This is a genomic window from Silanimonas sp., assembly GCF_044377035.1.
Classification (GTDB): Bacteria; Pseudomonadota; Gammaproteobacteria; order Xanthomonadales; family Xanthomonadaceae; genus Silanimonas.
On sequence record NZ_JBILJW010000001.1, the window covers coordinates 1 to 23693 of the forward strand.

General features: G+C 69.7%; 25 protein-coding genes, 2 tRNA genes and 1 other RNA gene. 21 read left to right on the plus strand and 7 right to left on the minus strand.

Features of this window, described 5'->3' with window-relative positions; translation table 11 throughout:
- The 4 genes from ACIQ6S_RS00005 to ACIQ6S_RS00020 all read left to right on the plus strand — a co-directional run.
- The coding region (locus ACIQ6S_RS00005) for a caspase domain-containing protein (protein WP_397606541.1) at window positions 1–930 on the plus strand (930 nt) is incomplete at its 5' end.
- Between the two features lie 99 nt (window positions 931–1029).
- Window positions 1030–1120: transfer RNA gene (locus tag ACIQ6S_RS00010), tRNA-Ser, on the plus strand.
- Window positions 1121–1167: 47 nt separating this feature from the next.
- A complete protein-coding gene (locus ACIQ6S_RS00015) occupies window positions 1168–2352 on the plus strand; it encodes an acyltransferase family protein (RefSeq protein WP_397606542.1) in 1185 nt (394 codons plus the stop codon).
- A 14-nt stretch (window positions 2353–2366) separates the two neighbouring features.
- Window positions 2367–2777, plus strand: coding sequence for a DUF6165 family protein (locus tag ACIQ6S_RS00020; RefSeq protein WP_297864866.1), 411 nt, complete (start codon window positions 2367–2369; stop codon window positions 2775–2777).
- On the opposite strand, the gene ACIQ6S_RS00025 is transcribed toward ACIQ6S_RS00020, so the two are convergent.
- Window positions 2778–3824 carry a glycosyltransferase family 9 protein gene (locus ACIQ6S_RS00025; protein ID WP_397606543.1) on the minus strand — a complete coding sequence of 349 codons (1047 nt, stop codon included), beginning with the start codon at window positions 3822–3824 and terminating at the stop codon, window positions 2778–2780.
- Between the two features lie 27 nt (window positions 3825–3851).
- Here ACIQ6S_RS00025 and ACIQ6S_RS00030 point away from each other — a divergent pair, with 27 nt between their 5' ends.
- Both ACIQ6S_RS00030 and ACIQ6S_RS00035 read left to right on the plus strand, forming a co-directional pair.
- Window positions 3852–4586 carry a 3-deoxy-D-manno-octulosonic acid kinase gene (locus ACIQ6S_RS00030; RefSeq protein ID WP_397606544.1) on the plus strand — a complete coding sequence of 245 codons (735 nt, stop codon included), beginning with the start codon at window positions 3852–3854 and terminating at the stop codon, window positions 4584–4586.
- Complete coding sequence (locus ACIQ6S_RS00035; RefSeq protein ID WP_397571936.1) at window positions 4583–5344, plus strand: MBL fold metallo-hydrolase; 762 nt, start codon at window positions 4583–4585, stop codon at window positions 5342–5344. The genes ACIQ6S_RS00030 and ACIQ6S_RS00035 overlap by 4 nt, the downstream gene beginning before the upstream one ends.
- A 47-nt stretch (window positions 5345–5391) precedes the next feature.
- On the opposite strand, the gene ffs is transcribed toward ACIQ6S_RS00035, so the two are convergent.
- Both ffs and ACIQ6S_RS00045 read right to left on the minus strand, forming a co-directional pair.
- An RNA gene (ffs, locus tag ACIQ6S_RS00040) (signal recognition particle sRNA small type) lies at window positions 5392–5488 on the minus strand.
- A 37-nt stretch (window positions 5489–5525) separates the two neighbouring features.
- Window positions 5526–5618: transfer RNA gene (locus tag ACIQ6S_RS00045), tRNA-Ser, on the minus strand.
- A gap of 153 nt (window positions 5619–5771) precedes the next feature.
- Here ACIQ6S_RS00045 and dnaX point away from each other — a divergent pair.
- Genes dnaX through ACIQ6S_RS00065 form a run of 4 tightly spaced genes read left to right on the plus strand, consistent with a single transcriptional unit; the run spans window position 5772 to window position 8904 of the window.
- Entirely contained in the window at window positions 5772–7532 is a 1761-nt protein-coding gene (gene dnaX, locus ACIQ6S_RS00050; protein WP_397606545.1) for a DNA polymerase III subunit gamma/tau, read from the plus strand.
- 3 nt (window positions 7533–7535) lie between these two features.
- Window positions 7536–7865, plus strand: a complete 330-nt coding sequence (locus ACIQ6S_RS00055; protein WP_397606546.1) for a YbaB/EbfC family nucleoid-associated protein — start codon at window positions 7536–7538, stop codon at window positions 7863–7865.
- 34 nt (window positions 7866–7899) lie between these two features.
- Window positions 7900–8499 carry a recombination mediator RecR gene (gene recR, locus ACIQ6S_RS00060; protein WP_397606547.1) on the plus strand — a complete coding sequence of 200 codons (600 nt, stop codon included), beginning with the start codon at window positions 7900–7902 and terminating at the stop codon, window positions 8497–8499.
- A 60-nt stretch (window positions 8500–8559) separates the two neighbouring features.
- Window positions 8560–8904, plus strand: coding sequence for a histidine triad nucleotide-binding protein (locus tag ACIQ6S_RS00065; protein ID WP_397606548.1), 345 nt, complete (start codon window positions 8560–8562; stop codon window positions 8902–8904).
- A gap of 5 nt (window positions 8905–8909) precedes the next feature.
- Here ACIQ6S_RS00065 and ACIQ6S_RS00070 read toward each other — a convergent pair whose 3' ends face one another.
- The 3 genes from ACIQ6S_RS00070 to ACIQ6S_RS00080 are packed head-to-tail and all read right to left on the minus strand — an operon-like array spanning window position 8910 to window position 12798.
- Window positions 8910–10859, minus strand: a complete 1950-nt coding sequence (locus tag ACIQ6S_RS00070) for a DUF3488 and DUF4129 domain-containing transglutaminase family protein (protein ID WP_397606549.1) — start codon at window positions 10857–10859, stop codon at window positions 8910–8912.
- Complete coding sequence (locus ACIQ6S_RS00075) at window positions 10856–11842, minus strand: DUF58 domain-containing protein (protein WP_397606550.1); 987 nt, start codon at window positions 11840–11842, stop codon at window positions 10856–10858. Before ACIQ6S_RS00075 ends, ACIQ6S_RS00070 begins: the two co-directional genes overlap by 4 nt.
- 2 nt (window positions 11843–11844) lie before the next feature.
- Entirely contained in the window at window positions 11845–12798 is a 954-nt protein-coding gene (locus ACIQ6S_RS00080) for an AAA family ATPase (RefSeq protein WP_397606551.1), read from the minus strand.
- 37 nt (window positions 12799–12835) lie between these two features.
- On the opposite strand from ACIQ6S_RS00080, the gene ACIQ6S_RS00085 reads away from it, so the two are divergent.
- On the plus strand, window positions 12836–14395 hold the full coding sequence (locus ACIQ6S_RS00085; RefSeq protein WP_397606552.1) for an ArnT family glycosyltransferase: 1560 nt from the start codon (window positions 12836–12838) through the stop codon (window positions 14393–14395).
- An 18-nt stretch (window positions 14396–14413) separates the two neighbouring features.
- Here ACIQ6S_RS00085 and ACIQ6S_RS00090 read toward each other — a convergent pair whose 3' ends face one another.
- The gene (locus ACIQ6S_RS00090) at window positions 14414–14914 is read right to left on the minus strand and encodes a hypothetical protein (RefSeq protein ID WP_397606553.1); all 501 of its coding nucleotides are present in this window, start codon (window positions 14912–14914) and stop codon (window positions 14414–14416) included.
- A 144-nt stretch (window positions 14915–15058) separates the two neighbouring features.
- On the opposite strand from ACIQ6S_RS00090, the gene ACIQ6S_RS00095 reads away from it, so the two are divergent.
- The 10 genes from ACIQ6S_RS00095 (at window position 15059) to mltG (ending at window position 23693) form a co-directional block, all read left to right on the plus strand.
- On the plus strand, window positions 15059–15592 hold the full coding sequence (locus tag ACIQ6S_RS00095) for a YceD family protein (protein WP_397606554.1): 534 nt from the start codon (window positions 15059–15061) through the stop codon (window positions 15590–15592).
- A gap of 3 nt (window positions 15593–15595) precedes the next feature.
- A complete protein-coding gene (gene rpmF / locus ACIQ6S_RS00100) occupies window positions 15596–15790 on the plus strand; it encodes a 50S ribosomal protein L32 (protein WP_297864852.1) in 195 nt (64 codons plus the stop codon).
- A 170-nt stretch (window positions 15791–15960) separates the two neighbouring features.
- Window positions 15961–16935: a beta-ketoacyl-ACP synthase III gene (locus ACIQ6S_RS00105; protein ID WP_397606555.1), complete on the plus strand. Its 975-nt coding sequence runs from the start codon at window positions 15961–15963 to the stop codon at window positions 16933–16935.
- A gap of 100 nt (window positions 16936–17035) precedes the next feature.
- On the plus strand, window positions 17036–17977 hold the full coding sequence (gene fabD / locus ACIQ6S_RS00110) for an ACP S-malonyltransferase (protein WP_397606556.1): 942 nt from the start codon (window positions 17036–17038) through the stop codon (window positions 17975–17977).
- A gap of 58 nt (window positions 17978–18035) precedes the next feature.
- On the plus strand, window positions 18036–18779 hold the full coding sequence (gene fabG / locus ACIQ6S_RS00115; protein WP_397606557.1) for a 3-oxoacyl-ACP reductase FabG: 744 nt from the start codon (window positions 18036–18038) through the stop codon (window positions 18777–18779).
- Between the two features lie 107 nt (window positions 18780–18886).
- Entirely contained in the window at window positions 18887–19126 is a 240-nt protein-coding gene (acpP, locus tag ACIQ6S_RS00120; protein ID WP_297864848.1) for an acyl carrier protein, read from the plus strand.
- A gap of 93 nt (window positions 19127–19219) precedes the next feature.
- On the plus strand, window positions 19220–20458 hold the full coding sequence (gene fabF / locus ACIQ6S_RS00125; RefSeq protein ID WP_397606558.1) for a beta-ketoacyl-ACP synthase II: 1239 nt from the start codon (window positions 19220–19222) through the stop codon (window positions 20456–20458).
- A gap of 4 nt (window positions 20459–20462) precedes the next feature.
- Window positions 20463–21884: an aminodeoxychorismate synthase component I gene (locus tag ACIQ6S_RS00130; protein WP_397606559.1), complete on the plus strand. Its 1422-nt coding sequence runs from the start codon at window positions 20463–20465 to the stop codon at window positions 21882–21884.
- The gene (gene pabC / locus ACIQ6S_RS00135) at window positions 21874–22662 is read left to right on the plus strand and encodes an aminodeoxychorismate lyase (RefSeq protein ID WP_397606560.1); all 789 of its coding nucleotides are present in this window, start codon (window positions 21874–21876) and stop codon (window positions 22660–22662) included. Before ACIQ6S_RS00130 ends, pabC begins: the two co-directional genes overlap by 11 nt.
- On the plus strand, window positions 22662–23693 hold the full coding sequence (gene mltG / locus ACIQ6S_RS00140) for an endolytic transglycosylase MltG (protein ID WP_397606561.1): 1032 nt from the start codon (window positions 22662–22664) through the stop codon (window positions 23691–23693). Before pabC ends, mltG begins: the two co-directional genes overlap by 1 nt.

Sequence of the window (23693 nt, forward strand, 5' to 3'; positions counted from 1 at the left end):
GGCATGTTCCAGGCCAAGCTGCAGGCGGCGGAGGCGGGTACGCCGGTGAAGGTCAGCGCGACCAAGGCCGATGGCGGCGTTGCCACGCTCGAGTTCACGCTGATGACGGCAGGCGGTGGCTCGGCCCTCGCCGCGGCCGAGACTGCATCGCCCAGCGCCGCGCTGGGACGCTACTACGCGGTGGTCATCGGCAACGACCGCTACGGCAACCCCGATTACCCGGACCTCCGCAGCGCGGCCAAGGACGCGACGGCGGTGGCTCGGTTGCTGGAGGAGCGCTACGGCTTCGAGACGCGGCTGCTGCTGAACGCCTCGCGGCTCGAGACCCTCACCGCCCTCGACGCCCTGCGCAAGACGCTTGGCGAGAACGACAACCTGCTCATCTACTACGCTGGCCATGGCGAGCTTTCCGATTCCGGCGAGGGCCACTGGGTGCCGGTGGATGGCCTATCCGGCCGTTCGGAGTCGTGGATCTCGAACCGCGCGCTGAGCGAAGTGCTCGACACGCTGCCCGCCAAGCGCGTGCTGGTGGTGGCCGACTCCTGCTACTCCGGCACGATGACGCGTGTCTCAGTGCCGATCGCCGACGCCAGCCTCGATGCCGCCGGGCTCGGCCGTTGGCTGCGCGAAGCCACCGCCGGGCGATCCCGCCTCGCGCTGACCTCGGGGGGCGTCCAGCCGGTGCCGGACACGGGCCCGAGCGGGCACAGCTATTTCGCCCGCGCCTTCCTCAACGTGCTCGAGGACAACCGCGGCGTGCTCGAGGCGACGCGGCTTTTCCAGGACGTTTCGGCCTCGCTCGCGCTGTCCACGCTGGATGCCAGTGTGGTTCAGGACCCCCAGTTCGCTCCGATCCGCTTCGCGGGCCATCAGAGCGGCACCTTCGTCCTGCAGGCGCGGGGCGCGGGCACGTCGGCGGGCGGGCGCTGAGACTTGCGGCCCGTGGCTGCAGGGCTGGCGCGAGGCGAGGGGAGGCTGTAAGATGCGCGGCTCGATCAGCCGCTGCACCATCGCGGCCGAGAGACCACCGGAGAGGTGGCAGAGTGGTCGATTGTACCTGACTCGAAATCAGGCGTACGTTTATAGCGTACCGAGGGTTCGAATCCCTCCCTCTCCGCCAGATCAGGAAAGGCGCCCTTTGCGGGGCGCCTTTCGTTTTTCCGCGCCATGAACGACCGCCGCCTCCCCGCCCTGACCGGACTCCGCGGACTCGCCGCGCTATGGGTCCTCGTCTTCCACGCCTGGGCCCTGTCGGGTGCCGCCGGGGCTGGGCTGCCCGCACCGATGACGGCACTGCTGGGCGCGGGATGGCTCGGCGTCGACGTGTTCTTCGTGCTGTCGGGGTTCCTGTTGGCCCGCGGGCTCGGGGATGAACTCGCGGATGGCGAACAGCGCCCCGACTGGACTGCATTCGCGCTGATGCGCGTGGCGCGCATCCTTCCCGCCTACTACCTCCAGTTGGCCGTGTTCGCCCTGCCGGCGAGCGCCATTGTTCTCACGCCCGCCATCGCGTGGGCGCCGGCCTCGGTCGGCGAGACGCTGGCCCATCTCGGGCTGTGGTTCAACGCGTGGCCTTGGATGCCGGCGCACCTTGGGCCGTGGTGGAGCCTGCCCGTGGAAGCGGGCTTCTATGCGGTCCTGCCGTTGCTCTGGTGGGCATGGGCGACATCGCGGCGGATGCTCGGGCTGCTGCTCGGCGCGGCGATCCTCGCAGTGGCATGGCGCTTCGCGATGCATGACGTCGCCGGCATCGAGCAACGCATCGCCTGGTCGGAGCATCTGCCGGGTCGGCTGGTGCAGTTCGTCGCGGGCATGGCCCTGGCGTGGTGGACCGTTCGCGGCGAGCGCGAGGGCCGCTGCCGCGACACCCGCGAACTGCCCGCAGAAGAACCATGGCGCCTGCCGGCGGATGCCCTGGCCCTGCTGGCCTTCGCCCTGCTGGTCCTGCTGCCACAACTCGGCGGCGATCGAGCGTACGTCGGCATCATCGATGCGCGGCCCTGGACCTGGTTCTGGCCCTTGCTCACCGCCGCGCCGGTCGCAGTGCTGCTGCTGGCGCTGGTGCGTGGCCCGCAGGGTCGGGTCGCGCGCGTGCTGGGCAGCGCGCCGCTGGTCGCGCTGGGCACGGTCAGTTTCGGCCTCTACCTGTGGCACTACCCGGTGCAGTGGGCGCTGCGCGCGGCCCTCGGCGGCTACGTCCCGCCGACCTGGGGTTTGGCGGGTTACGTCGTCGCCAGCCTGCTCGTCTCGCTGGCCGTCGCGGCCCTGTCCTGGTGGGCCATCGAGCGCCCCGTCCTCGCCGCCGCCCGACGCTGGCGGGAGCGCCGCCGCGTTAAACTGCGCGCCCCGTGAATGGAGTACTCCCGATGTCCGAGATCAGCGTGCCGGTGTCGTTCGGCGAACTGCTCGACAAGATCGCCATCCTCGAGATCAAGTCCGAGCGGATCCGCGACGAGGCGAAGCTGGTCAACATCCGCCGCGAGCTCGACGCGCTGCGCGCGACTTGGGCGGCGCATCCGGCGTCGCGGGTCGACATCGCCGCGCTCCTCGTGGCCCTGAAAGCGGTCAACGAGCGCCTTTGGGTGATCGAGGACGACATCCGCATCAAGGAGAAGGCGCAGGCCTTCGACCAGGAGTTCATCCGCCTTGCCCGCGCCGTCTACTTCGAGAACGACGAGCGCGCCAAGGTGAAGAAGGACATCAACCTCGCGCTCGGCTCGACGTATGTCGAGGAGAAGAGCTACGAGGACTACAAGGTGCCCGGCGCCGCGCGCTGATCAGCGCCCGAGGTCGGCAGCGCAGGCCTCGAAACGCTCGATGACCTCGTCAATGCCGATGAGGTCCATCGCCCCTTCGAACTCGACGCGCTTGCCCCAGGGCAGCGCCGTGGCGGGCTTGCGCAGGAAGCGCTCCGCCGCCTCGGCATAACGGTTCGGCGACCAGCGGCGATCCGAGTACGGGCCACTGCGCTCGGCATCGGTGCAGGCGTGCAGTGCGATGACGCGGCAGCCCATCGCATTCGCCATGTGCACCGGCCCGGAATCGGGGCCGAGCAGGATCGAGGCGCGCCCGCAAAGTGCGAGGAAGCGCTTGAACGTGTCCTTGCCGATAAGGTCGATGACGCGCTCGCGTCCGGGCATGGCCTCGAGGATGGCATCGCCGACCGCGCGCTCCAGTGCGCTCGGCCCGCCACACAGCACCACGCGCCAGCCGCGCAACAGCGCCTGGGAGGCGACCGCGGCGTAGCGCTCCGCTCGCCAGTTGCGCAGGCGATGGCTCGAGCAGGGCGAAACCAGCAGCGTGGGCGTCTCGCCCGGAAGCTGCGTCGAAGCCCAGTCGTGCGCCTCGTCCGGCACCGGCAGCCGCCATTCGACGCGGTCCTGCGGGCATCCCAGCGCTTCCGCGAACTGCCCGAAGGCATCCAGAACATGGTGCCCGCCGGGGGTGATCCGCTCGTTGATGACGAATCCGTGGCCTTCCTTGCTGCGCGCGGCGTCGTAGCCGATGCGGCGGTCCGCGCGCACCAGCGTGGAGAGCGCGTTCGCGCGGAACGCGAGCTGCATCTGCAGCAGGGCATCGAAGCGCTGCCCGGCCAGCGTCGCGCGCAGTTGCTTGATGCCCGCCCATCCCGACTTCTTGTCGTAGACCACGAACTCGACGCCCTCCAGGCCCTTCAGCATCGCCGCCTCGGCCTTGCCGATGATCCAGGTGATCGCGATGTCAGGGCTGTGGCGCTGCAGCGTGCGGACCACGGGGACGACGTGCGTGGCGTCGCCGAGTGCGGAGAGCCGCAGGATGCAGACGGAAGCGGGCGGAGAGGGCACGGGAAGGGCCTTGCTAGACTGCCGCGGATGATAGCGTCCACACCCGCCAACGATCGTTCGCCCCACCTGCACGCCGCGGCGGCATGGCGCGACCGTGCACGGGCCGAGTGGTTCGATGTGTCGCGCTATGGTGCGAACGCCCTGCCGATCGGCGTGGGTGGCCGCGGCGACGCCTGGTACGTCGAAGGGCCGTTCGGCGCTGGCGTGCTGCGCCATTACCGTCGCGGCGGCCTGATGGCGCGACTCAGCACGCGGCATTACCTGTGGCTCGGCGCACGGCACGCGCGCTGCGTGCGCGAGGTTGATTTGCTCGAGGCCCTGGTGGCCGCGGGCTTGCCCGTGCCGGCGCCCATCGCGGGCGTGTGGTGGCGCGACGGCTTGCTCTATCGTGCAGCGCTGTTGATGGCGCGCGTGCCGGTGCGCGCCGACCTGATGAGCCTCGTGCACGACGATGTCGCAAGGGCGCCGTGGGAGGCCGTGGGCGCCACGTTGGCCCGGTTCCACCGGTTCGGTGCGCACCATCCCGATCTCAATGCGCGCAACGTCCTGCAGAGGACCGACGGGGGCATCACGCTGATCGACTGGGACCGTGGCACGGCGGGCCACGCGCCGGGGCGCTGGTGCGACGACGAAATCGCTCGCTTGGAACGTTCGCTGCTGAAGTACCGCCGGCACGTGACGCCCGCGCAGATGGGTGAGGGCATGGCGCGATTGCGCGCGGCGTGGCGCGAAGCGATGGCCTCGGACGGAGCGGCGCGATGACGTGGACCCTCCACCTGCTGGGCGTGGGCAATGCCGGGGCGGCACCCGTGCTCGGCGCGGCCTCCGCGGTCATCGAACGCGATGGTGCGCCCCTGCTGATGATCGACTGCGGGCAAGAAGCGCTGAGCGCCTTCCTCGCCACCTACGGTCGTTTGCCCGAGGCGCTGTTCATCACCCACGTGCACATGGACCACGTTGCCGGCCTCGAGCGGCTGTTCTATTCGGCGTATTTCGATCCCGCCCTGCGCGGCCGGGTGCGGCTGTACGTGCCGGCACCCGTGGTGCCGCACCTGCAGAAGCGGCTCGCGGACTATCCCGGCGTGCTCGCCGAAGGCGGCGCGAATTTCTGGGATGCGTTCCAGCTGGTGCCGGTGAGCGATTCGTTCTGGCATGGTGGCTGGCGATTCGACGTCTTCCCCGTTCGCCACCATCGCCCGGACTCCGCCTTCGGCCTGCGCCTGCGCGGCAGCGTGGTGTGGACCGGTGACACGCGGCCGATTCCCGAGGTGTTGGCCGCGGTGGCCGATGACCGCGAGTTGATCGCGCACGACTGCGGGCTGCACGGCAATCCTTCGCATTCGGGACTGGACGACCTGGAACGCGACTACCCGCGCGAGTTGCTCGCTCGTTGCGTGCTTTACCACTACGCCAGCGACGCCGACGGCGAGGCCATGCGAGCGCGCGGCCACCGGGTGGCGAGGGCGGGGGAGCGGGTAGCGCTGCAGGCGCCGACGGCCGAGAGCGTATCGAGCCGCTGAAAGCGGGCGGCGAAACGCCGAAATCCGGCACCTTGGAAGGGTGACGGCCCCGCCAGCGTGACTCCGGCACCCGAATCAGCCGATACCGTTGCTCCCTTCCGGGCCTGGCGGGGTTTTCGGCCTATCGTCGCGGAGGCGCCAACGGGGCCGCCATAGAGGGTTCCGCTCAACAGCCTCGAAGTGGCGGACAGGGCGGGATTCGAACCCGCGAAGCGGGGTTTAGCCGCTTACACACTTTCCAGGCGTGCTCCTTCAACCGCTCGGACACCTGTCCACGCTCGTGCTGCACTCCCTTGGGCGGCCTCCGGCCGGCCTCAGGGAGCCGCGGATCATACCGGCCGGGCGGCGAGGGCACAAATGAACGGGGATCCGCGTGGCGCCCGGGCGGCCCGGTTGGCACAATGCCCGTCGGTTTCCGGGGTGCGGCATGGCCTATCTCGTTCTTGCTCGAAAGTGGCGTCCGAAGCGCTTCGCCGAACTCGTCGGGCAGGAGCACGTCGTCCGTGCCCTGTCGAACGCGCTCGAATCCGGTCGCGTCCACCATGCCTTCCTGTTCACCGGCACCCGCGGTGTCGGCAAGACCACCATTTCGCGCATCTTCGCCAAGTCGCTGAACTGCGAGCGTGGCAGCGGCGCCGATCCCTGCGGTGTCTGCAATGTCTGCGTCGATGTCGATGCCGGCCGGTTCGTGGATCTCATCGAGATCGACGCCGCCAGCCACACCGGCGTGGACGATGTCCGCGAACTGATCGACAACGCCCAGTACCTGCCATCGCGCGGCCGGGTGAAGGTCTACCTGATCGACGAAGTCCACATGCTGTCGAAGAGTGCGTTCAACGCGCTGCTCAAGACGCTGGAGGAGCCGCCGGAACACGTGAAGTTCCTGCTCGCCACGACCGACCCGCAGAAGCTGCCGGTCACGGTGTTGAGCCGCTGCCTGCAGTTCAACCTGCGACGGCTGGAGCAGGAGCAGATCCACGGCCAAATGCGCCGCATCGTCGATGCCGAGGGCATTCCCGCCGACGAGCCGGCACTGGCGCTGCTCGCTCGCGGAGCGGACGGTTCGATGCGCGATGGCCTGTCGCTGCTCGACCAGGCGATCGCCTACTCGGGTGGGCAACTCACCGCCGATGCCGTGCACGCGATGCTCGGCACGCTCGACCACCAGGCCATCGGCGGGCTGCTGGCGGCGCTGGCCACCTTCGACGGCCCGTCGCTGCTCGCGCAGATCGAAGCGATGGCCGCCTTCTCGCCGGATTACGCCCAGGTGCTGGACGACGTGGCTGCGGCGCTGCACGCGGTGCAAGTGAAGCAACTCGTGCCCGAAGCGGCACGCGCCGTCGACGGCGTGGACACGGAGGCGTTGGCCACGCAGGTGCCGGCCGAACTGGTGCAGCTCTGGTTCCAGATGGCCATCAACGGCTCGCGGGATCTCGCGCTGGCGCCGACGCCGCGCGTCGGTTTCGAAATGGCGCTGCTGCGGATGCTGGCGTTCAAGCCGATGCCCGCCGGCGATGCGCCGGGGCCGCGTGGCGGCGAGCGTGCGCCGGAGGCGCTGCGGCCTTCGCCCACCGAGGCCTCGCGTAGCGTCGCGGTGCCGGTCGTCGATGCGCCAGCTCCGCGCAAGGCGCCGCCGTCGCCGTTCGCGCGCGCGGTCGAGCCCCCGCGTCCCGTGGAGCCGCCGCGCTCGCCGACCGCGTCTCCCTTCGTCGAGGCCGCCTCGATGGGCGGCAGCGCGGCGCGGATGATCGAGCGCCCTGCCGTCGAGGCGATGCCGGCGTCGGCGCCGATCGCGTCCAACGAGGACTGGTTGGGCGCCTTGCAGCGCCAGGCGCTGAGCGGCCCCGCGGGGCAGCTGGCCGCGCATGCGCGCTTCGTCAGCGGCGACGCCGACAGCCTCACGCTCGCGCTGCTGCCGGAAGGCGAGGCGATGAAGTCCGACATCAGCGTCCGCCGCCTCGCCGAGGGGCTTGCCCCGCTGTTCGGGCGGCCGCCGCAGCTGCGCTTCGTCGATGCGCCGCGCGGCGAGACTGCCGGCGTCGAGACGCTGTTCGACCGCCAGCAGCGGCAGAAATCCGAGCGCCAGCAGGATGCCGAGGCGCGTTTCCTTTCCGATCCCGTCGTGAAGCAGCTGATGGCGCAGGGCGCCAAGCTCGTCGACGGATCCATCCGACCGATCGAGGAGTAAGCCATGTTCAAGGGCAACATCGCGCAGGCCATGCAGATGGCGCAGCGCATGCAGGACAACATGAAGAAGGCGCAGGACGAGCTCGCTTCGCTTGAAGTCACCGGCAGCGCCGGTGGCGGCCTGGTCAGCGTCACGCTGAGCGGCAAGTTCGACGCCCGCAAGGTGCATGTCGACCCGCAGGCGCTCGGCGACGCCGAGATGCTCGAGGACCTGCTGCTGGTCGCGTTGAACGACGCGGTGGCGAAGGTGAACGAAGAATCCGGCAAACGCATGTCGGCGGCGACCGCCGGCATGCCGATCCCGCCCGGGATGAAGGGTATGTTCGGCGCGTGAGCCCCAAGCGCGCGAGGACGCGGGCGGCAGGCGCATGAGCAGCTCCCTGCTTGAGCAACTGATCGAGGGTTTGCGCGTGCTGCCGGGCGTGGGCGCGAAGAGCGCCCAGCGCATGGCTTACCACCTGCTGGAGCGTGACCGCGAGGGCGCGTCGCGGCTGGCGGAGCGCTTGCAGGCCGCGGTCGAGCGGATCCGCCATTGCGTGCAATGCCGGGATTTCAGCGAGACCGAGGTCTGCGCGATTTGCGCCAGCGCCTCGCGCGACCGCAGCGTGCTGTGCATCGTCGAGACGCCGGCCGATCGCCTGGCCATCGAGCAGGCCACCGGCTACCGCGGCCTGTACTTCGTGCTGCAGGGTCGGCTTTCGCCGCTGGATGGGATCGGGCCGCGCCAGCTCGGGCTCGATCTGCTCGGCGCACGCCTCGCCGCCGGCGAGGTGCGCGAGATGATCATCGCGACGAACCCCACCGTCGAAGGCGAGGCCACCGCGCATTACCTCGCGCAGATGGCGCGTGCAGCGGGCGTCACGCCGAGCCGCCTCGCACAGGGCCTGCCGCTCGGCGGCGAACTGGAGTACGTCGACCGCGGCACGCTGGCGCACGCCTTCGGGCAACGCAGCGAAGCGGCGGGCTGAAGCGGGCTACACCGCGCCGCGCGGCGCTGGCATGCTCGTGGTGGACCGTTGGAGCCGACCATGCCCGAGACGATTTTCGACAAGATCATCCGCCGCGAGATTCCCGCCGACATCGTCTTCGAGGACGACCACGTGCTCGCCTTCCGTGACATCGCGCCGAAGGCGCCGGTGCACGTGCTGTTCATCCCGAAGCAGCCGATCGCCACCCTCAACGACGCCACGCCGGCGCAGGCCGAACTACTCGGGCGGCTGATGCTGTCGGCCGCCGGCTGGGCCAAGGCGCAGGGCTTCGCGGAGAACGGCTACCGCGTGGTGATGAACTGCAACGGTGACGGCGGCCAGACGGTGTTCCACATCCACCTGCACCTGCTGGCTGGCCGCGCGATGGCCTGGCCACCCGGTTGAGGCCTTCAGCGCGGGCGGTGGCGCTTGAGCGCTTCGATCAATGCCGCCCGCTCGTGGTCGGCATCGGTGTTGGACGGCGCATAGCGCTGCGCGATGAACCGGCGGACGAGGGCCTCCGCGTCGTCCGCAGCGGACGGCGTGGACGCGCCTGAGCGCAAGCGTTCGAGGAAGGCCTCGGCAGTCTCATTCGGGCGTTTTTCCATGCCGCGTTTCGCCCAGCGCCTGAGGAACCCGCGCCAAGCGCGTAGCAGGGGGTCGCGTTCGCCTTTCGGTGGCCACATCAACACCAGCAGGGTGAGGCCGAGGGCGATGCCTGCGGCGATGACGAAGGCTTGGCCGACCGCCAGCGGATCGGTATTCCTCCATCCCAAGGACTGGAGGAGCCTGATCTGCCGGATCGCGTCATAGCCGACAACGAAGTTGTTCCACGCTTCGCGGATGCTGTCGCCAAAGTCGAGGACCGGACGAAGTGCATCGCCAAAGCCGCCGTCAAGATCGTAGACGGTATCGAATACCCGCTCGGGGGCGACAGCTGCGGTGGGGTCGATGCGAATCCATCCCTCGCCCTGCAGCCAAACTTCCGCCCATGCGTGGGCGTTAAGCTGTCGGATCACCCAGTAGTCGCCCACGCGGTTTCTCTCACCACCGGCGTACCCGGTGACGACGCGGGCGGGGATTCCGGCGCCGCGCATCAGAATCACGAAGGCTGAGCTGAAGTGCTCGCAGAAGCCTTCCTGCGTGTCGAAGAGGAATTCATCCGCAGTGTGGCGACCCAGCGGTGGGGCGGTGATGCTGTAGGCATGCTCGGCATTGAACCATTCGAGCACCCGTGCGATGTAGGCGCGATCTCCAACGGATGTTTGGCGCCAAAGACGTGCGCGCTCCAGCGTGCGTGGGTTGAAAGCGTTCGGAAGTGCCAAATAGGCATTCCGTAGTGCCTCGGGAAGCTCTGGCTGGAAGGCGCGGGCGGGGGAAGCTTGGAGTTCGAACTGGGCAACGCTTCTCAGTGGATAGCGGCTCCGCAGCGTGGCATCCGATCCGAGTTCCAGGGAGTTCGGCCAAGCAGCGGGCGATTCCAACGCGAACACGTAGCGGTGCTCGCTCGGCTCGATGGTCAATGTGTAGTGGACCCTGTCGGCTTCGGCCGGCATGGAGGGGGGCGGAACACCGCCGAAGCCCTGCAGTCGAGACCAAGTCCGTCCGTCGAATCGACCAAGGACGGGGCCTCGCCAGTACATGGCGTGAACATCCGGGGCGGAGCCCTTGAAACGAACTCGGAAGGCGGGGCGGTCATTGCCGACGAAGTCGAGCCAATCGCCGGGCGACATGGATTCGCTTATTCCTGTTCGGGCGACGGCGTTCTCTGGAAGCCCCCAAAGGGGCGCGGGGAGTCGCGGGAACAGCCAATAGCCCACGAAGGCGAGAGGCAGGGCGAGCAGGACGCTGCGTCCCAGCTCCAAAACTTCGCGCCGCACCGGCTTGGGTGCAGCCGGGGCTTGGGCCAATCGTCCCATCGCCAGCAGCACGCCGATGGCGGCCAGCAGGCCGAGGGCGAGGGTGATCGGCCCCTGGTCTTGCAGGAAAGCGGCGAACGGCGCGAACAGGGCATAGGCGACCACGCGCTTGGCGTCGTCGAACTCGCGCAGCTCGGACAGCTTCAGCACCAGCATCGAGAGCATCAGCGCGCTACCGGCATCGCGTCCCACGCGGAATCCAAAGCCGACCAGCACGGCACCGGTGATCACCACGACCAGCAGCAGGCGCAGCGCGAGCGGGAGTGGCTTGCGAAGCGCGCTCCAGCCCGAAACCAGGGCGACGGCGCCGATGCCCATCCCGACCGTTTCCGGCAGGTGCAGCAGCAGGGGCAGGGCGGCGGCCAGCACGGCGACCACCACGGCGCGTCGCAGCGCGGGCGTCAGCGTGGCGCGACTCACGGGGTCCGCGGTCGCACTCATGCACCGGCCTCCGGGAGCAGGGCCAGGGCCCGCAGGCAGGCGTGGCGATGTTCCGGCCCGCGTGCCGGCCCCAGCGTGGTGCCGGGGATCTGCAGGCGATAGCGACGGCCTTCGCGCTCGGCCTCCAGCACCCATCGCGCCAGCCGGGCGATGCGCTGCTCATGCGGCAGATGGCGCAGCGCCTGCCAATCGAGCATCACGTCGCGCGCCACGCCGGCTTCGTACTCGCGGACCATCAGGCGATCGAGCCGGGCGCTGGCCTTCCAGGCGATCTGCCGCGGCGCGTCGCCATTCCGGTAGTCGCGGAGGTGGTGGGTGTCCTCGCCGCTGCGCTGCGCGCGAGGCTGCCGCGCGCCGTCGCTGGCCGCGCCAGGCAGCGGCGGGCCGCTGCGTTCCAGCGCCGGGTAGACGAGAACGCGCTGCTGCGGCCGCCACCAGCTCCACGCGCGCGCGAGGCCGAGTGGGCGCGTGGTGCTGAGGCGCAGTCGCCCGAGGTCCATCAGGCCGCGTCGCGCGGTCGGGATCGTCAGTTCGACCTCGGCGTCCGCTCCGGTGACGTGCAGGCCAACGGGCAGGTCCACGGCCTCGCCGGTCGCGGCGCGAAGCTGCACCCCTTCGCGCGATCGCTTTCCGGATTCGAGGCGCAGCCTCAGCGCCAGCGATTCACCCGCGTGCACCGGCTCGGCATGCAGCGCGGTGAGGCGCAGGCCGGAAAGCCGCAGATGGGCGAGCACCACGCCGTTATGCACGATCGCCGCCAGCAGGAAAGCCAGCATCAGGCCGGGGTTGTTGTTGTAGTTCAGCGCGCCGAGCAGCATGCCCAGCACCAACACGCCGACCAGCAGCCCTTGCCGCGTCGGCAGGACATAGATGCGTTTGCGGTCGAGGGTGATCGGCAGCGGCTCCGGCTTCCGCCCGCGTACGAAGGGCAGCCGCGCGAGGCCGTCGTCGATGCGCTCGAGCACGTCGGGTCGGGACGGCATCGTCAGTCGACCGCCACCGCTCCCAGGATCGAGGCCGCCAGCGCGTCGCGGCGATCGCCCTCCGCGTCGGCTACGAGGCGGTGCGCGGCGACCGAAGCGAACAGGGCCTGCACGTCGTCCGGCAGCGCGTGGGCGCGGCCCAGCAGCAGCGCATGCGCGCGCGCGCCGCGCAGCAGGGCCAGTCCGGCGCGGGGCGACAGGCCGACACGCACGCCGGCATGGCGACGGCTTTCGACCAGCAGCCGTTGCACGTAATCGAGCAGCGCATCGCTGGCATGCACGCCATCGACGGCCCGCTGCAGTGCGAGCACGTCGTCGGCGCCGAGGCGCGGCATCGTCTCGTTGATCATCAGGCGCCGGTCACGGCCCGCAAGCATGGCGCGCTCGGCCTCGGCATCCGGGTAGCCCATCGACAGCCGAAGCAGGAAGCGGTCCATCTGCGAGTCGGGCAGCGGGAAAGTGCCGGAGAGGTCGACGGGGTTCTGCGTGGCGATCACGAAGAACGGAGCCGGCAGCCGATGCGACACGCCATCCACGCTGACCTGCTGCTCGGCCATGGCTTCGAGCAGGGCGCTTTGCGTGCGCGGCGGAGCGCGGTTGATCTCGTCGGCCAGCAGCAGCTGGGTGAACACTGGGCCCGGATGGAAGCGGAAGCCGCGGTCGTTCTGGTCGTAGACCGACACGCCGAGGATGTCGGAGGGCAGGAGGTCGGCGGTGAATTGCATGCGCTGGAACTCCAGGCCCAGCGTTGCCGCCAGTGCGCGCGCCAGCGTGGTCTTGCCGAGGCCGGGAAGGTCTTCCACCAGCAGGTGCCCCCCCGCGAGCAGCGCGGTGAAGGCCAGCCGTACCTCGCGCCGCTTGCCCAGCACCAGCGTGTTCACCTGCTCGATCGCCGCGTCCAGGGCGGCTCGTGTGTCCACAGGTAGGATGGCGGCCGGTTTCTGGGGAGCGTGCATGGGCATTTCGGCTGCAGGGGAAGGCGTCGAGTCTCGCATGGCGGATTCGTCGGCCCGCGTGAAGTTCATCGCGCTCTGGGCGCTGCTGCTGGTCGCGAAACTCGCCTTCGCCGCGAGCATGCCCCTGTTCGGCGACGAGGCCTTCTACGCGTGGGAGGCGCTGCATCCCGCGTGGGCCTATTCCGACCTGCCGGGTGGCACGGCCGCGGCCGTGGTGGTGGGTTCGGCCTTGTTCGATGGGCTGCCGCTGCCTCGCGAGCTCGGCGTGCGACTCGTCTTTCTCCTGGCCGGTGCCGCGATCCCGTGGCTGGTGGTCCGCATCGCGCGCCGTCTGGGCACGTGCGAGCAGGCATGGCGTGCGGGGCTTTGGAGCCTGCCGATCCCGCTGCTCATGCCGATGGGCGTGATGGCCTTGCCCGACGCTTTGATGACGCTGGCAGCCCTGCTCGCCCTCGATGCCTGTGCCGGCCTGCTGCACGACGACGAGGCGCCGCGAGGCCGGCTTTATGCGCAGTTCGCGATCGCCCTCGCCCTCGGCGCACTGACCCACTACCGTTTCGGCCCGATCCTGCTAGTCGGTGCCGCTGCATTCTTCGCGGCGGGTGGGTGGCGCCGGCGCGGGGATGCCGGCCTTTGGCTGGCGCTGCTTGTCGGTGCCGCGGCTTGGTGGCCGATCATCCAGTACAACCTCGAGATGCAGGGCGCGGGCCTGCACTTCCAACTCGTGGAACGGCATCCCTGGCACTTCAACGCGAAAGGCCTGTTGCAGCCGCTGCTGCAGGCGGTGATCACCACGCCGCTGCTCTATGGCCTGTTCGGCTGGGCCCTGTGGGCGAATCGCCGGGCGGCGAAGCCCGCCGTGCGTTTCGTCGCACTGGCCGGCGGCGGGCTTTGGCTGCTCTACGCGTTACTTGCGCCCTTCGTCGACAAGGCGCGGTTCTCCTTGCACTGGCCCGTTCCCGCCTACCTGTTGGCCGCGGCCTTGCTTCCGATCGCCCTTGATGCCGCGAGAAGTCGTTGGGCCGGGCGCCTGATGCCCTGGGCAGCGGGCATGGCTGCGGGTGCGACGGCCCTGATGCTGGCGGCCTTCGTCCTGCCTTCGTCGCCGAAGCTGGCGGCACGCGCCGCCGGGACCGCGTTCTATCCGGACAACTTCGTCGGCTGGGAGGAGATCGCCGTTGCGCTGCGGCCCCGCTTGGCCGAGGGCGATGTCTTGATCGCCGACCACTTCATGCTCGCCGCACAGCTCAGTTTTTCGCTCGGTGGCCGCGCCGAGGTATTCGTCCTCGACCATTGGAACAACCACAAGCATGGCCGCGCGCCGCAGATCGCCCTGTGGGGCTACGACGAGGCGGCGCTGTCGCGCCTTGCGCCCGGCACGCGCGCGTGGATCGCTTTCGAAGTCGCCGAGACACCGGAGCGCGACCACGCGGCGTGGGTGGCGCGTCCGTGCCGCTGGTTCGAATCCACGGAGTACGTCGCCACTATCGAAGGCCCCGGCGGCGGCAAGCGCTTCTGGCTTTACCGCGGCGTCCGCCGCGAGGGCTCGATGGAGCCGTCCGACCTCGCCTGCGACGCCCAGCCGCCGGCCCGATAGGTCGGGGCCGTCCGGTCCTCAGCCTTGGGGGACGTCTCCGTCGGTCGCACGGCGCAACGACGCGGGTTCGCGCAGCGCGGCTTCATGGGCCGCATCGGTGGCCTGGGTCAGGGCGTCACCCGCTGATTCCAGCGCGGCCAGCTGCTCGGCCAGGCGGTTGTGGGCCCGTTGCAGGGCGGCACGGGCGTCGTCCAGCTCGAGGCGCGTCGCGCGAAGGCCGTTCGACTGGATCCACAGCCGGTGCTGCAGCAAGTCGCGCTTGGCCTCGCGGATCAGTGGCTCGCCGTCCAGCGCCTGTTGCGCGCCCGAGCCGAGATCGCCCGCCAGGCGGCCGACGACGCTCCGCCATGCCGTCATGCGCTCGCTGGCGCGGGCCAGCAGGGTCTGGACGGCATCGGCGAGGTCCAGAAGTTCACGCAGGCGCCGTTCGCGGACCCGGCGCCCGCGGTAGAAGATCCCCACGCCCGCGGCGAGCAGCACGAAGGCGACGAGGGCGAGGGTGGAAAAACCGAAGTCCATGCGGAACCGGGTTCGAGGGTGGGGGTCGAGTGTGCCCCCCGCGCTTCGCGCAGGGCAACGCGGGGGCGGCGAAGCGCTGGCGTCTGAACGGCCCCAGGTCCTTGATTTGACACAGGGGGCGGCCCTGCTTAACCTTGCGCGCTTATGTCCGCGACCTCGCTTTCCGTGGTGGACGCATGGCGGATGGTTTCCGCCGCGCGCATCTTCACCGGCCGCGTCCCGCTGTCCTCCTTCACCCGGCTCGCCGGCCTGCTGGCGGACACCGAGGGCGAGTGCCGCTACGAGATCGAGTTCGGGCGTGATCTCTCCGGTCTGGCGACGATCGACATCGTCGCCGAGGCCGAGTTGCCGCTGGTTTGCCAGCGGTCGCTCGAGCGCTTCCTGTACCCGGTGTCGTCGCGGCAGCAGCTTGGTCTGCTGGCCGACGAATCGGAAGAGGCCGCGCTCCCGGAAGGGGTCGAGCCCGCCCTGGTGGGCCCGGATGGCACGTTGCACCCGCTGGAACTGGTCGAGGATGAACTGATCCTCGCGGTGCCGGCCTTCCCGGTGAAGCCGGGCAGCGCGGAAGTGGAGGCGGTCTGGAACGACGCCGTCGCCGAAGCGGAAGAAGAACAACCCAGAACCAACCCTTTCGCCGCGCTCACCGCGCTGAAAGGCCGCAAGACCCTCGGAGATTGACCCATGGCCGTCCAGAAATCCCGCGTCACCCCGTCCCGTCGTGGCCAGCGCCGCTCGCACGATGCGCTTTCCGCCAAGCAGCTCGCCACCGACCCGACCAGCGGTGAGACGCACCTGCGCCACCACGTCACCGCCGACGGCTTCTACCGCGGCAAGAAGGTGATCGACACCAAGTCGAAGGTTTCCGACGCCGAGTGATCGGCCGGCATGGCGCCCGGCGCCAGCCTTCAGACCGTCCTCGGGGGGCTTGCCAATGGCGGCTCTCCGGGTGACGCTGCGATGACGCGACGGTTCGCCCCGTCGCGTTTCGTTTTTCTGCGCCACCGTACGCCCGCGAAGGGCGCCGGGGTGCCCTGGAGCCTTCGAGAATGACCGTCTATTCGCGCATCGCCGGCACCGGTAGCTATCTGCCGGAGAAGATCCTCACCAACGCCGACCTCGAGAAGATCGTCGAGACCTCGGACCAGTGGATCCGCGAGCGCACCGGCATCCAGCAGCGCCACATCGCCGCCGAAGGCCAGACCACCGTCGACCTCGCCGAGCAGGCCGCGCTGCGCGCGATGGAGGCGGCCGGCGTGACCGGCGCCGACCTCGACCTGATCGTCATGGGCACCACAACGCCCGACATCATCTTCCCGAGCTCCGCCTGCCTGCTGCAGGCGCGCCTTGGCGCCAACGGTTGCCCGGCCTTCGACGTCAACGCCGCCTGCTCGGGTTTCATCTTCGCGCTCACCACCGCGGACAAATTCATCCGCAGCGGCGCGGCCAAGACGGTGCTGGTCGTCGGTGCCGAGACCCTGACGCGCATGCTCGACTGGTCGGACCGCAACACCTGCGTGTTGTTCGGCGACGGTGCTGGCGCCGTGGTGCTGAAAGCCGACGCCGAGACCGGCATCCTGAGTACGCACCTGCATTCCGACGGCGGCAAGAAAGAGCTGCTGTACAACCCGGTCGGCGTGTCCGCGGGCTTCAAGCTCGACGAGAAGAACGCCGGCGTGCGCGTGCTGATGGCGGGCAGTGACGTCTTCAAGTACGCGGTGAAGGCGTTGGACAGCGTCGTGGACGAGGCCCTCGAAGCCAACGGCATCGACAAGACCCAGCTCGACTGGCTGATCCCTCACCAGGCCAACCTGCGCATCATCGAAGCGACCGCCAAGCGCCTCGCCATGCCGATGGACCGCGTGGTGCTCACCGTGCACAAGCACGGCAACACCTCGGCGGCGTCGGTGCCGCTGGCGCTGGACGAGGCCGTGCGCACGGGCAAGGTGCAGCGCGGCCAGCTGGTGCTGATGGAAGCCTTCGGCGGCGGCTTCACCTGGGGCTCGGCGCTGATGCGCTACTGAGCCCTCGGGCCCGGCGGGGCGGCGCCATACCGCCTCGTACAGACGGATTTGCGCGGGCGGCCCTATCATGGCCGCCCGTCTCGTTTTCCGGACCCGCTGCATGACTGCACCGCTCGCCTTCGTGTTCCCCGGCCAGGGCTCGCAGAGCGTCGGCATGCTCGCCGAACTCTCCGAGCTGAACCCCGGCGTGCGCGCGACCTTCGACGAGGCCAGCGACGGTGCGGGCGTGGATCTCTGGGCGCTGTCGCAGGGCGGCCCGGAAGAGCAGCTCAACCGCACCGAGTACACCCAGCCGGCGCTGCTCGCCGCCAGCGTCGCCGTGTGGCGCCTGTGGCAGGCCCGCGGCGGCGCCGCGCCGCGTGCGCTGGCGGGCCACAGCCTCGGCGAATACAGCGCCCTCGTGGCTGCCGGCGCGCTGACGCTCCGCGATGCGGCCCATCTCGTGCGTCTGCGCGGCCAGCTGATGCAGGACGCCGCGCCGGCCGGTACTGGCGCGATGGCCGCCGTGCTGGGCGCCGAGGACGCGGTCGTCGAAGCCGCCTGCGCCGACGCCGCGCATGCGGAGGTGGTCGTGCCGGCCAACTACAACTCGCCCGGCCAGATCGTTATTGGCGGCCATGCCGCGGCTGTCGATCGCGCCATCGCCCTGCTGGCCGAGCGAGGCGTGCGCAAGGCCGTGAAGCTCGCGGTCTCCGTCCCCTCGCACACGCCGCTGATGCGCGAAGCCGCGAACCGGCTCGCCCAGGTCGTGGCGGGCCTCGACTGGCGCGCGCCGTCGATCCCGGTCGTGCAGAACGTCGATGCCGCGGTGCACGGTTCGGTCGAGGCCATCGCCGAGGCGCTGGTGCGCCAGCTCTACCTGCCGGTGCAATGGACGCGTTGCGTGCAGGCGCTGGCTGGCATGGGCGCGACGACGCTCGTCGAGTGCGGCCCCGGCAAGGTGCTGACCGGCCTCGCCAAGCGCATCGACAAGTCGCTCGAGGGCAAGTCGACGTCCACTCCCGCCGATTTCGACACCGCCCTCGGCGGTCCTGCGTCCTGAGTCTCGCCGCAGGCATCAGTGGCTTTCCCTACTTCCTCGATCCCGACCCCGAATTGCCATGTCCAACGAACTGAGCGGTGAAATCGCCCTCGTCACCGGTGCCAGCCGCGGCATCGGCGCCGCGATCGCCGACCTCCTCGCGTCGAAGGGCGCGACCGTCATCGGCACGGCCACCACCGAGTCGGGTGCAGCCGCCATCGGCGAACGTCTCAAGTCCTTGGGCGGGCACGGGCGCGCGCTCGACGTCACCGACGGCGCCGCCGTCGAGGCGCTCGTCGATGCGATCGCCAAGGAATTCGGTGCGGTAGGAATCCTCGTCAACAACGCCGGCATCACCCGCGACAATCTGCTGATGCGGATGAAGGACGAGGACTGGAACGCCATCATCGACACCAACCTCAGCTCGATCTTCCGCACCAGCAAGGCGGTGATGCGCGGGATGATGAAGGCGCGCAAGGGCCGCATCATCAACATCGCTTCCGTCATCGGCGTCACCGGCAACGCGGGCCAGGCCAACTACGCCGCCGCCAAGGCCGGCATCATCGGCTTCTCGAAGTCGATGGCCCGCGAGATCGGTTCGCGCAACATCACCGTGAACGTGGTCGCCCCCGGTTTCATCGAAACCGACATGACCCGCGACCTGCCGGAAGAGGCCAAGGCCAAGATGCTCGCCGACATCGCGCTGGGCCGCCTCGGCAGCCCCCGCGACATCGCCGAGGCCGTGGCCTTCCTGGCCGGCCCGGCTGCCGCCTACATCACCGGCGAAACCCTGCATGTCAACGGCGGCATGCACATGGCATAGAATCCGGCCCGCAAGCCCGAATCCGGCGGCCCGCTGCTTAGACGCGCACGGCCCCGCCCCGACAACAAGCGTCTGAAACGTTGCATACCCGGGAGGGATAAAAACCCATGAGCACCATCGAAGAGCGCGTCAAGAAGATCGTCATCGAACAGCTGGGCGTGAAGGAAGAGGACGTGACCAACACGGCTTCGTTCGTCGACGACCTCGGCGCCGACTCGCTGGACACCGTCGAGCTGGTGATGGCCCTCGAGGAAGAGTTCGAGTGCGAGATCCCGGACGAGGAAGCCGAGAAGATCACTTCCGTCCAGCAGGCCATCGACTACATCAAGGCGCACGTCAAGGCGTAAGCCCGTCTGCGTCAGGCGCCGCGTCCTTCACGGGGCGCGGCGTTTTGTTATCGGTGGCCCTCGCCGCCGGAATCCGATCCAAGGAGTGCTCCAATGAGCCAGCGTCGCGTCGTCGTCACCGGCATGGGCATCGTCTCGCCCGTGGGCAACACCCTCGCCAGCGCGTGGGACAACATCCGCAACGGCCGCTCCGGCATCGGGCGCATCACCCACTTCGACCCTTCCGCCTACACCGCGCAGATCGCGGGTGAGGTGCGCGATTTCGACGTCAAGTCGATCGTGCCGCCGAAGGACGCGAAGAAGATGGACACCTTCATCCACTACGGCCTCGCCGCGTCGTTCCAGGCGCTGGACGATTCCGGGCTGGCGATCACCGAAGCGAATGCGGAGCGCATCGGCGCGCTGATCGGCTCGGGCATCGGCGGCGTGCGTGGCATCGAGGAAACCGCCATCGACCTGCACACCGGCGGCCCGCGCAAGGTCTCGCCGTTCTACGTGCCCAGCACCATCATCAACATGCTCCCCGGCCAGCTCTCGCTCATCAAGGGCCTGAAGGGACCGAATTTCTCCGCCGTCTCGGCCTGCGCCACGGCGAACCACAGCGTCGGCATGGCGATGCGCATGATCCAGTACGGCGACGCCGACGTCATGGTGGCCGGTGGCGCCGAGCACGGCTGCACCCCGACTTCAGTCGGCGGCTTCTGCTCGATGCGCGCGCTCTCCACGCGCAACGATGATCCGACCCGCGCCTCGCGCCCCTGGGACAAGGACCGCGACGGCTTCGTGCTCGGCGACGGCGCCGGCATCCTGGTGCTCGAGGAATACGAGCACGCCAAGGCCCGCGGTGCGCGCATCTACTGTGAGCTCGTCGGCTTCGGCGCCAGCTCCGACGCGTACCACATGACCGCGCCCAGCGAGGGCGGCGAAGGTCCGGCGCGCTGCATGGCGGCCGCGTTGAAGGACGCCAAGGCGAACGCTTCCGACGTGCAGTACCTCAACGCGCATGGCACCTCGACGCCGCTCGGCGACCTCGCGGAAACGCTGGCGATGAAGCGCGCCTTCGGCGACCACGCGTACAAGATGATGGTGAGCTCGACCAAGTCGATGACCGGCCACCTGCTCGGCGCGGCCGGTGGCGTCGAGGCGATCTTCTCGATCATGGCGATGGTCGATGGCGTCGTGCCGCCGACGATCAACCTCGACAACCCGAGCGAGGGCTGCGACCTCGACTACGTGCCGAACGTCGCCCGCGACGCCAAGCTCGACCTCGTCGTGTCGAACGGCTTCGGCTTCGGCGGCACCAACGCCACGCTGGTGTTCCGCCGCCTGTGACGCCATGAGCGCGACGGTCCGCGAACTGCCTGCGGGCCTGGACCTGCTCGCGCTGAAGCGTGCCGCGCCGGGGGAGTTTCCGCTGCTGTTGGAATCGGCAGCGCAGGGCGGCAAGGCGCGCTGGGACCTCCTGCTGGCCGGTGGCGAGAGCGGGCTCTACTTGGGTGCGGACGGCGTGACGCGGCGCGAAAGCGGGCATGCCGTCGCCGGTCGTTTCCTCGAGGTCCTCGACCACGCCCAATCAGAACTGCGCGATCGTCTGGCTCGCATCTCCGCCTGCCGGGAGGGCGCCGACGACGTGCTCGAAGCCGGGGCGGCCGACCTGCCGTTCCGTGGCGGCTGGGCGCTCTACCTCGGTTACGAGCTTGCCGCGCAGGTCGAACCCAGCTTGCAGTTGCCGCCGTTCCGCGGCGGCTTGCCCGTGGCCGCGGCCCTGTTCTGCCCGGCGGCGGTGTTGCGGGATCGCGTGAGCGGCCGGTGCCTTGCTGTGGCGCTGCCCGGGCATGAGGCGTGGTTGGCGCGCATCGCGAACGTCGTCGATGGGTTGCGACCGGCCGGGGATTCGCCGCAGGCGGCCAGCGCGTTGCCGAAGCCACGAACGCTCGCCGAAGACGCCGACCAGCGCTTCCTCGACGGCGTGGCGCGGGTGCACGAGTACCTGCGTGCCGGTGATGTGTTCCAGGTCAATCTTTCGCGCGGCTGGCGGGCCGGTTTCGATGCCCCGCCCGATCCCGTTGCGCTTTATGCCGCCCTGCGGCGGGCGAATCCGGCGCCGTTCGCGGGCCTGTTCGCGCTGCCCGGTGGCAGCGTCGCGAGTTCCTCGCCGGAGCGTCTAGTGTCGATTCGCGGGCGGCGCATCGAGACGCGGCCGATCGCCGGAACGCGGCCACGCTTCGAGGGCGACGACGATGCGGCGCGCATCGCCGAGCTTGTCGGCCACCCGAAGGAGCGCGCCGAGCACGTGATGCTGATCGACCTCGAGCGCAACGACCTGGGTCGCGTCTGCGCGCCCGGCTCGGTGCGCGTCGATGAACTGATGACCGTCGAGAGCTACGCGCACGTGCACCACATTGTCAGCAACGTGTCCGGCGATCTGCGGCCGGGCGTTACGGCCGGGCAGGCCATCGCGGCGGTGTTCCCCGGCGGCACCATCACCGGCTGCCCGAAAGTGCGCTGCATGCAGATCATCGCCGAGCTCGAAGGCGAGGGCCGTGGGCCCTACACGGGCGCGATGGGTTACCTCGACGCCAGCGGCGACATGGACCTCAACATCCTGATCCGCACGCTTTGGACGGACGGGTGCGACGTGGCCTTCCGCGCCGGTGCGGGCATCGTGGTGGATTCACGCGCCGACAAGGAACTGATGGAGACCCGTGCCAAGGCCCGCGGCATGCTGCGCGCGCTGGGGCAGGGCGATGGGGCCTGAGGCCATCGACCGCGGCCTCGCCTACGGCGACGGCCTGTTCGAGACGATGCGTGCGTATCGGGGCACCTTGCCCTGGTGGCCCCGGCATCGTGCGCGGTTGCTCGCCGGTGCAGCGCGGCTCGGCATCCCGATGCCTTCCGATGCGGCGCTCGACACCGCGCTGGCCGATGCCGTGCAGGCTTCGCCGGAGGGCGTCATCAAATTGATCCTCACGCGCGGCACGGGTGCGCGTGGCTACGCGCCGACGCCCGGCGCGGCGCCGACCCTCCTTGTCACGGCCTCGGCAGCCCCGGTGGGGGCGGACCCAGCCCTCGCTGTCGATGTGCTGGCGCTTCGCCTCGGCGTGCAGCCAGCGTTGGCTGGCATGAAGCACCTCAATCGCCTTGAACAGGTGCTCGGCGCTCGCGAGGCCGCCGAGCGCGGACTGGATGACGGCCTGATGGCCGACGCGGACGGATTCCTCACCTGTAGCACGCGCGCCAACCTTTTCGCCCGCCTCGACGGACGCTGGATCACGCCGCCGGTCGATCGCGCCGGTGTGGCGGGCGTGGCCCGTGGTGTCCTGCTCGAGGCGTGGTCGCCGCCCGGTGGCCTTCACGTCGCTCCCCTGTCGCTCGACGCCTTGCCGCGCGTCGATGCGCTGCTGCTGAGCAATGCCGTGCGGGGTATCCTGCCGGTCGGCCGCTGCGGCGCACGAGCGCTCGATCCGCGGCCGGTGGGCTTCGCCGAGGCCCGCGCCGCGCTGGCGGCGTCCCATCCCGCTTTCCGCGAGTCCTGATGCGTTCCCTGCTGCGCAAGCTCTTCCGCTTCCTGGTCAAGCTCGGCATCGTGCTGGCCCTCGTCATCGCCGTCGGCGGCTACTTCGCATGGCGGCACTTCGAAGCCTTTGCCGATGCGCAAGCTGGGGCGCCGGAGGGCACCACGGTGGTCGTCGCGCGCGGCGATTCCTTCGTGCAGGTGCTGGGCAAGCTGCGTGCTGTCGGCGTCGAGGCCGGCCACGATCTCGAATGGAAGGTGCTCGCCACCCGCATGCAGGCGTTGCCGCGCATCCAGGTCGGCGAATACGCCCTCGACCCGGCGCTGACGCCGCGCCAGCTGATCGAGAAACTCGTGCGTGGCGATGTGATCCGCTACCGCTTCACGATCGTCGAGGGCTGGTCGATGCGCGACCTTCGCGCCGCGCTTGCCCGCGATGCCGTGCTGGAGGACGACCTCTCGGCGCTCGAAGACGTCGAGTTGATGGTCGCGCTGGGACGCGAGGGCGTGCCGGCCGAAGGGCGCTTCCTGCCCGAGACCTACCTGTTCACCCGCGGCGAGACGACGGTCTCGTTGCTCGACCAGGCGGCCGATGCGATGGATGCGGCCTTGGCCGACGCCTGGGCGGCGCGCCAACCCGACCTGCCGTTCGATTCCCCCGAACAACTGCTGACCCTCGCCTCGATCGTCGAGAAGGAAACCGGCAAGGCCAGCGAACGCCCGGAGATCGCCGGCGTGTTCGTGCGCCGTCTGCGGATCGGCATGCGCCTGCAGACCGACCCCACGGTGATCTACGGCCTCGGTGCGGCCTTCGACGGCAACCTGCGTCGCCGCGATCTCGAAACCGATACGCCGTTCAACACCTACACGCGCTTCGGCCTGCCGCCGCACGCCATCGCGATGCCGGGCCGCGCCGCGCTGATGGCCGCCGCGCAGCCGCTCGATGGCGAGACGCTGTACTTCGTCGCCCGCGGCGATGGCAGCCACCAGTTCTCGCGCACCTATGCCGAGCACCGCCGCGCCGTCGTGCGTTACCAGCTGGGAGGGCGTTGA